Below are 6,873 nucleotides of genomic sequence, written 5' to 3'. Positions count from 1 at the left end.
CCGATTTCTTCAACAGCGTCGTCCAAGCACTCGAACAGAGCGATAGAACTCAGCGGCGTGTTCGATGCGGGTTTGCCGACGACAGCGTTACCGGCGGCGAGAGCCGGACCGACCTTGTGTACCATGAGGTTCAGCGGGAAGTTGAAGGGGGTGATAGCAGCGACAACACCGACCGGTTCGCGCTGAGTGAAACAGTGGTCTTTTGCGAAGCCCTTCTGACCGTCCATCGGGACGTATTCTCCGAACAGCCGCTTTGCCTCCTCACCCGAGAGTCGGAGCGTCTGTACAGCACGGTCGACTTCAGTTTGTGCTTCGGTCAACGGCTTGCCCTGCTCACTGGTGATTATGGTCGCTACCTCATCGGCCCGTTCCGCGAGCGCATCCGCGGCGACGGTGAGAAGTTCGTAGCGCTGATACGCCGACAGCGTCGACTCCCGATAAGCAGCATCGGCAGCCTCAATGGCCTCGGTTACTTGCGTTGTGTTCGCGAGTGGAATCGATCCGACGACCGATCCGTCGTACGGATGTACGACGTCACTTCGGTTGTCAGCGTCCACCCAATTGCCTGCGATGAGCATCTGCTTGTCGAGACGGCTAACTAGTTCTGCACTCATACGTCTCAGTGCTCAGCTAACGAGCCAATAAATGTTGTGCTGTAAACCACTTATAACGACGATAGATATGGTTGAATTCAACAACGGATTAAATGTTTGGAATAAATCCACTAGATCGACTTTGAATCACCATCCCAAATTATAAATTGATGCTAAACGAGGGACACATATGGACCTATCGGGGACAATTGTTCCCATGGCTACGCCTACCAACCGGTGTAGCGGGGAGATCAACGAAAAGGCGATAGAACGTTTCACTCACGCGCTGATCGAAGGAGGTGTACACGGTCTCTTTCCAGGGAGTTCCATCGGAGAGTTCTCTAGCTTGACGAACGAGCAAAACCGGACTGTAATAGAGATGGTTTCGACGACCGCTGCCGGAAGCGTAGCGATATTTGCGGGGTGTGGTGGGACAAGTATCAAGGACGTCACCGAAAACATCGATGCGGCTTCGGGGGCTGGCGCCGACGTCGCCGTCGTCGTCGCTCCATACTACTTGAACACGACACAATCGGGGCTCGAAACCTTCTTTCACACCATCGCGAATCGCGCATCTCTTCCAGTAGTTCTGTACAACATTCCATCGTTGACCGGCAACGCGCTAGAAATCCAAACTGTCGAAACACTCGCTGAACATGAGAACATCGTCGGACTGAAAGACACCTCCGGGGACCTCACCTATCACTATCGACTTAACGAACGGACCGACGATGATTTCGCCATATTCCAAGGCGCAACGGGTCTCGCCGCGGCCTCACTCGAACTCGGTTCGGACGGTATCATAGCCGGTCCCGCGAACGTGTTCCCGGAATATCTCTCCCGTCTTTACGACGCTCACCAAGCGGATGAGTACGATATCGTCGCTTACCTCATGAAGCACGTCGTCGCACCGATGGTCAGCGCGACGGATGATTTGCCGACCGCCGCGGGTATCAAACACCTCGTCACGCTTCATACGACGGATATCGGTGACCCACTTCCGCCACTACCGAAATTAACGCAACGTGAGCAGGATGAACTGGAAAGCATATACGAACGCGTCATTACCGGGATCGAAAGCGGTCATATTTGATGCGGACAAGAACAAGTATTCCCTGGACTGATTCCCCAGAACAAGTGTTTCATACCGAATCTGGTGCAGAGTGAACCACCTCGGGGTCAAGCCCCGAGGCACTCGGCCTGCTCTGCCTGTAGATGGCAACGAAAAGGGTTCAATGCGTAGAAGAGACGTTTTCCTCGGATGAATGCAGAAGACCTAGGCGTTGTTGACTTGGCTATCTACTTTCTTCTGGGCATCGTCAAGGGCCTTTTTCGGAGATTTACTCTGCACGAGCGCCTTGTTACATTCCGTGTAGACGATCTTCGAGAACGTCGAGTATTTCGGCGTTGCCGGACGTGCACTCGTTTGCTCGACGATATTTTTGAACACCTTCAGATGCTCTGCCTGCTTGAAGAATTTCTCCTTGTAGAGCTCCTTTCGAACCGGCAATCGACTATGTTCTAATGCCATGTTCTTTTGCGCCTCCGTCGAAGCCATGAAGTTGGCGAACTTCTGGGCCGCCTCTTGTTTCTCCGAGTAACTGTTTATGAAGATGTTCCACCCACCGAGGCAGGAGTTCTTTGCATTCGCGTTCCCCTTCGCTTTCGGCAGCGGCGCAACGGCGAACTTCCCCTTGATCGGAGACTCATCTTCGTTCATTAGCGCATAGGCATACGGCCAGTTACGCATGAATATCGTGTTCCCTTGCTGGAACGTCTTCCGATTCTGGTCGGTGCTGGACGAGGGAACTGAATCCGGTGTGATCTTGTGTTTATGAATGAGGTCGACAGCATGGGAGAGCGCATCGACGCCTTTCTGGGTGTTGACTTTGAGTTTTCCATTCTGGTGAACACTTCCTCCCATTCCCCAGAGCCAATTGAGCCACATGATGGTGAGTCCCTCGTTAGTGCCACCTTGCCAGATATACCCGTTGAGGTCCTTGCTGCTGTTCTTCTTGATTTTTTTCGCCATCTCCACCAACTCAGTGTACGTCTCGGGAGGATTATCGTACCCTGCCTTCTTCAAGAGGTCGGTACGATAGTACAGCGCGTTGGCGTCCGTATGGATCGGCATCCCGTAGAGTTTATCGTCGATAGTGACGGAATCGACGGGGGTCTTCAACATCTTGTCCGTGAGGCCATTCGGGTCCTTCATCGTCGCAGCCCACCCGTTCTTCGCGAACTCGGCGGGCCAGACGACGTCCATGTTTCCGACCGCAAAGGAGGAAGACTGGGAGATGAACTGGTTGACGTAATATTTGCGCGTCGACGCGGACTCGGCAGACGTCTGCTGCGAGGTTATTTTGACGTTCTTCGACTGGTCTTTGAACAGCGGTAGCAGGCTCTTCGCGTCTTCGCTGAAGTATCCAGGATAAATGTATTTGATTTCCGTTTGGCCACCGCCGTCGCCGGAACCACCGTCTTGATCGCCGTCACCACTGCATCCCGCGAGTAAGGTCGTTCCACCGACAGCTATTCCTTTCAGTACCTGTCGCCGTTTCTGGCTAGTCGCCTGGTCGGACATACACTGTCACACATGAACACACCGGATGATAACTGTTGTTATTCGTCCACATAGATTAAGACAAGAAGAAAAGTGAGAAGCGCGATGGGATAGACTCCAGCCTCCGAGAACGGGATATCGTGACTCCCACTGCGACGACATTATTCTCCATTTCGAATCGTCTATTTAAATACGACAGTCGTCACGTGAATGTGTGTACTCCCGTAGATTTATTGGCGGTTGTTCCGTCATGGATAATGAAGCAGTATGTCAAACACTATCGACCGATCGAGTAGCTCTCAACGAGATTCTTCAGGCCGTGACGCCGCCCAATCGCGATGGCAACGATACCGAGAACTCCGCCTGACGGAAGAGGAACTGGCAACGGCGCTGTTGACACCCGTCGTGCTGTTTCTACTGGCGGTATCCTTTTACCCAATCGTCGAAACACTACGGAGCAGCCTCTACACCGGATACGTCCTCGAATCGAGGCCGACCACCTTCGTTGGGCTGCAGAATTACGACCAACTCATAAACAGCGGGAGCTTCTGGAACTCGTTCAAAGTGAGCATGATCTACACGTTCGTGTCGGTGCCCATCGAACTCGTCATCGGTCTCGGGATCGCACTCCTGCTTCAGCGTGCATTCAAAGGGAAGTACTTCATCCAAGCGGCGATTCTCTTTCCCTGGGCACTCCCAACGGTTATCAATGCGAAAATCTGGGCGTGGATGTTTCACGGTCAGTACGGAATCATCAACGACATGCTGATCCGGATTGGCATTCTGAACAGCCCATATCCCTTCTTGGCAAAGCCGGATGTGGCTCTCGCCGCAATGACGTTTGTCACTATCTGGAAAACGAGCTCGTTTATGGCGCTCATCCTGCTCGCTGGACTCTCAGGGATACCTGATCATCTCTACGAGGCGGCGCGCATGGACGGCACGACGAAGTGGCGGCGATTTCGTGACATCACGCTTCCGTTGTTGAAGCCGACGATCCTCGTCGCGCTCATCTTTCGGACGCTCCCCGCGTTCCAAGCATTTGGACTGCCCTACGGCCTGACTGGTGGTGGCCCTGGGGAGGCTACGACAACGCTCGTATTGTACGATCATCAACTGACATTCACACAGTTGTCTTTCGGACAGGGGTCGGCCGCCGCGACACTCATCACGCTCATTGCGTTGGTCATTTCATTGGTCTATGTCGGAACCTTATACGAACCGGAGGTGCGCTGATATGAGTACAAAGTCCACCTCGGGGTTCGACCTCGATTCGCTCCAAGAAGTGGGGGAAAAACTGGGCTTTTATGGCTCGGTCATAGCGATCGCACTGATTTCGATGTTCCCAGTCATTTGGATGTTCATCACATCGATAAAGCAACCATCGAACGTCGTCCAGTTCCCAGTTCAGTACCTACCGCAGAACCCGACGCTCGAGAATTATCGAACGGCCCTCAGTCAAGCACCGTTCATTCGCTATCTGTTCAACAGCTTCATCATCGCCGGCGGAACGGCAGTCGTCGACGTGATTCTCGGTGCACTGGCGGGGTACTCACTCTCACGACTCCGGTTTCGGTTCAAGTTGCCGGTTCTGCTGCTCATTCTGGGTACCGCAATGTTGCCCTTCATTTCCAGGCTCATTCCTCTCTTCTCGCTCGCCCGTTCTTGGGGGCTGCTCAACAACTATCTCGGCCTCATCATCCCCTATGCCGCCTTCCAGCTCCCGTTCGCGGTCTGGATTTTCCAAGCGTATTTCAAGGAACTCCCGGATTCGCTCGAAGAAGCCGGTCTGATGGACGGCCTCTCACGTATCGGCGTTCTCTTTCGCATCATCCTCCCCGTCTCCGCACCGGCGATGGCGACGACGGCAATTATCGTGTTCATCTACGCATGGAACGAGTTCCTTTTCGCTCTGACCTTCATGACGGAGGATAGTATGCGCACCATCACCGTTGGAATCGCACTGTATCAGGGAGAGTTTCAGTATCCGTGGGGCACCATCTCGGCGGCGGTGTTCATGTCTATCGTCCCGTTGATGCTGTTCATGCTCTTCTTCCAACGAAAGGTCGTCGAGGGACTGACCGCTGGCACCGGCAAAGCCTGACCACTCGCTTCGAATCCAAGATTTGCGAGCGCTGTAACTATTCTACAGTTCGGCTATGCATGCCGAGCGATGCAGACACGATGTCATCGGTCTGCAGAAGAGACCTGGCGGGGTGAGCCACTGGCCGATAGGAATCCCTTCTCAGTGTTCGACCGTAACTGAAAACGCAGAACGACCGACGACTCGATGCTCTTCGACACGGGGGTCGAACTGAAATCAGCGACTAGATACCGTCTGTCCGGATAACAGAAAGCTTCAGACGATGAGTTCTGACCCATCGGTCAGATATCGTTCACAGAGGTCACGATTTAACTCGACACCGAGGCCCGGACCTTCCGGAACCTCGATGTACCCATCTTCGAGAATAGGACCACTCTCGCCGGTTCTAGTCGCCATTTCGTTCCACCACGGGACGTCACGAGAATGCCACTCCATACAGAGGAAGTTCGGAATCGCTGCGGAGACGTGTGCCCCGGCGATGGTGCCAAGTGGACTGGAGATGTTGTGCGAGGCGATCGGAATTCCATAGAGGTCACAGACGGTGGCGATATCGATGTACTCGCCGAGTCCACCACACTTGTTCACGTCAGGAGCTGCGATATCCATCATCCCCATCCGAGCCGTCTTGTTGAACTGGTCTGCAGTCACGAGATTTTCACCCGTCAAGATGGGTACGTCGAGTTTTTCGGTGACTCGCTTCTGTGCATCCCACTTCTCGGGAGGAACCGGGTCCTCGAGCCACGCGAGGTCGAACGGTTCCAGTTTCTTTCCGAGTCGGACGGCCGTCTCCACAGTGAAGTTCCAGTGAAGGTCCATGCCCAAGTCGATATCGTACCCGATTTCGTCGCGAACTGCTTCGACGAGTGATACTTTGTGTTCGAGTGCCGCGTTGTCCATTCGACGGTTGGCCTCGTCGTACGCCCGATGGGTTGGAATATCGAGGTCGAACTTTAACGCCTCGAAGCCTTCATCGACGACTTCGCGGGCCGCACGAGCGTAGGACTCCGGCGTGTACACGTCGGTCGGGTCATGAGAGGCCGCTTCACCGAGTGACTCGCCAGCGTGCGTGTCGCAGTAGATTTTGATACTATCGCGATATTTCCCGCCCAGTAATTCGTACACCGGCACGTCGAACACCTTCCCTTTGATATCATAGCAGGCCATCTCGATGGCGGTAAACGCCGCTTGCCCGATACGTCCGGTACCGGTATACCGTTGTTCGAGGAGTTCTCGCAGGCGATTCGTGTCGAGCGGATTCTCGCCCTGTAGGTCGATAGTCATCCGCTCGGCCATATCCAACGCTGCTTCGGCACGGAACGTCTCCCCAAGGCCGTAAACGTCGGCGTCCGTTTCGACCTTGACGATACCCCACGTGAAGTTGCCCGCGATTGCCATCGTCTTCACGGCCGTGATTTTGATGTCTCGTTCTGGTGGGCGATGAGTTTCGTCCATTCCCATATCCCGCCACGGAACGCCGCCACCTTGGGCGATACGATAATCCGGATTTTCGTTCGTCATCATCTATGTTGTATCGTAACGTTCGAATAAAGATTGTGGTGAGTGTGAAAAGTGATTGCCTGAAAGGTCTTCGCTTTAACAAAACAAGTCGGAGG

The 6,873-nt window shown here is 54.0% G+C and carries 6 protein-coding genes; 3 read left to right on the top strand and 3 right to left on the bottom strand.

Annotated elements, in window-relative coordinates:
* Nucleotides 1-614 (bottom strand): aldehyde dehydrogenase family protein (locus tag BG842_RS11830; RefSeq protein ID WP_139136103.1); only part of this gene is annotated, 614 nt, incomplete at its 3' end.
* A gap of 169 nt (nucleotides 615-783) precedes the next feature.
* On the opposite strand from BG842_RS11830, the gene BG842_RS11825 reads away from it, so the two are divergent.
* The gene (locus tag BG842_RS11825) at nucleotides 784-1,686 is read left to right on the top strand and encodes a dihydrodipicolinate synthase family protein (RefSeq protein ID WP_083252509.1); all 903 of its coding nucleotides are present in this window, start codon (nucleotides 784-786) and stop codon (nucleotides 1,684-1,686) included.
* Nucleotides 1,687-1,869: 183 nt separating this feature from the next.
* On the opposite strand, the gene BG842_RS11820 is transcribed toward BG842_RS11825, so the two are convergent.
* Nucleotides 1,870-3,177, bottom strand: a complete 1,308-nt coding sequence (locus tag BG842_RS11820; protein ID WP_069450882.1) for an ABC transporter substrate-binding protein — start codon at nucleotides 3,175-3,177, stop codon at nucleotides 1,870-1,872.
* 246 nt (nucleotides 3,178-3,423) lie between these two features.
* Between BG842_RS11820 and BG842_RS11815 the strand changes: the two genes are divergently transcribed.
* Nucleotides 3,424-4,392: a carbohydrate ABC transporter permease gene (locus BG842_RS11815; protein ID WP_083252508.1), complete on the top strand. Its 969-nt coding sequence runs from the start codon at nucleotides 3,424-3,426 to the stop codon at nucleotides 4,390-4,392.
* 1 nt (nucleotide 4,393) lies between these two features.
* Complete coding sequence (locus BG842_RS11810; RefSeq protein WP_069450881.1) at nucleotides 4,394-5,260, top strand: carbohydrate ABC transporter permease; 867 nt, start codon at nucleotides 4,394-4,396, stop codon at nucleotides 5,258-5,260.
* A gap of 255 nt (nucleotides 5,261-5,515) precedes the next feature.
* Here BG842_RS11810 and BG842_RS11805 read toward each other — a convergent pair whose 3' ends face one another.
* Entirely contained in the window at nucleotides 5,516-6,778 is a 1,263-nt protein-coding gene (locus BG842_RS11805) for a mandelate racemase/muconate lactonizing enzyme family protein (protein WP_083252510.1), read from the bottom strand.
* Nucleotides 6,779-6,873: the final 95 nt, after the last annotated feature.

The sequence above is a fragment of the Haladaptatus sp. W1 genome, from assembly GCF_001723155.1.
Taxonomy (GTDB): domain Archaea; phylum Halobacteriota; class Halobacteria; order Halobacteriales; family Haladaptataceae; genus Haladaptatus; species Haladaptatus paucihalophilus.
Note: the sequence above shows the minus strand (reverse complement) of the source record. Positions and strands in the feature narration are given on the sequence as shown.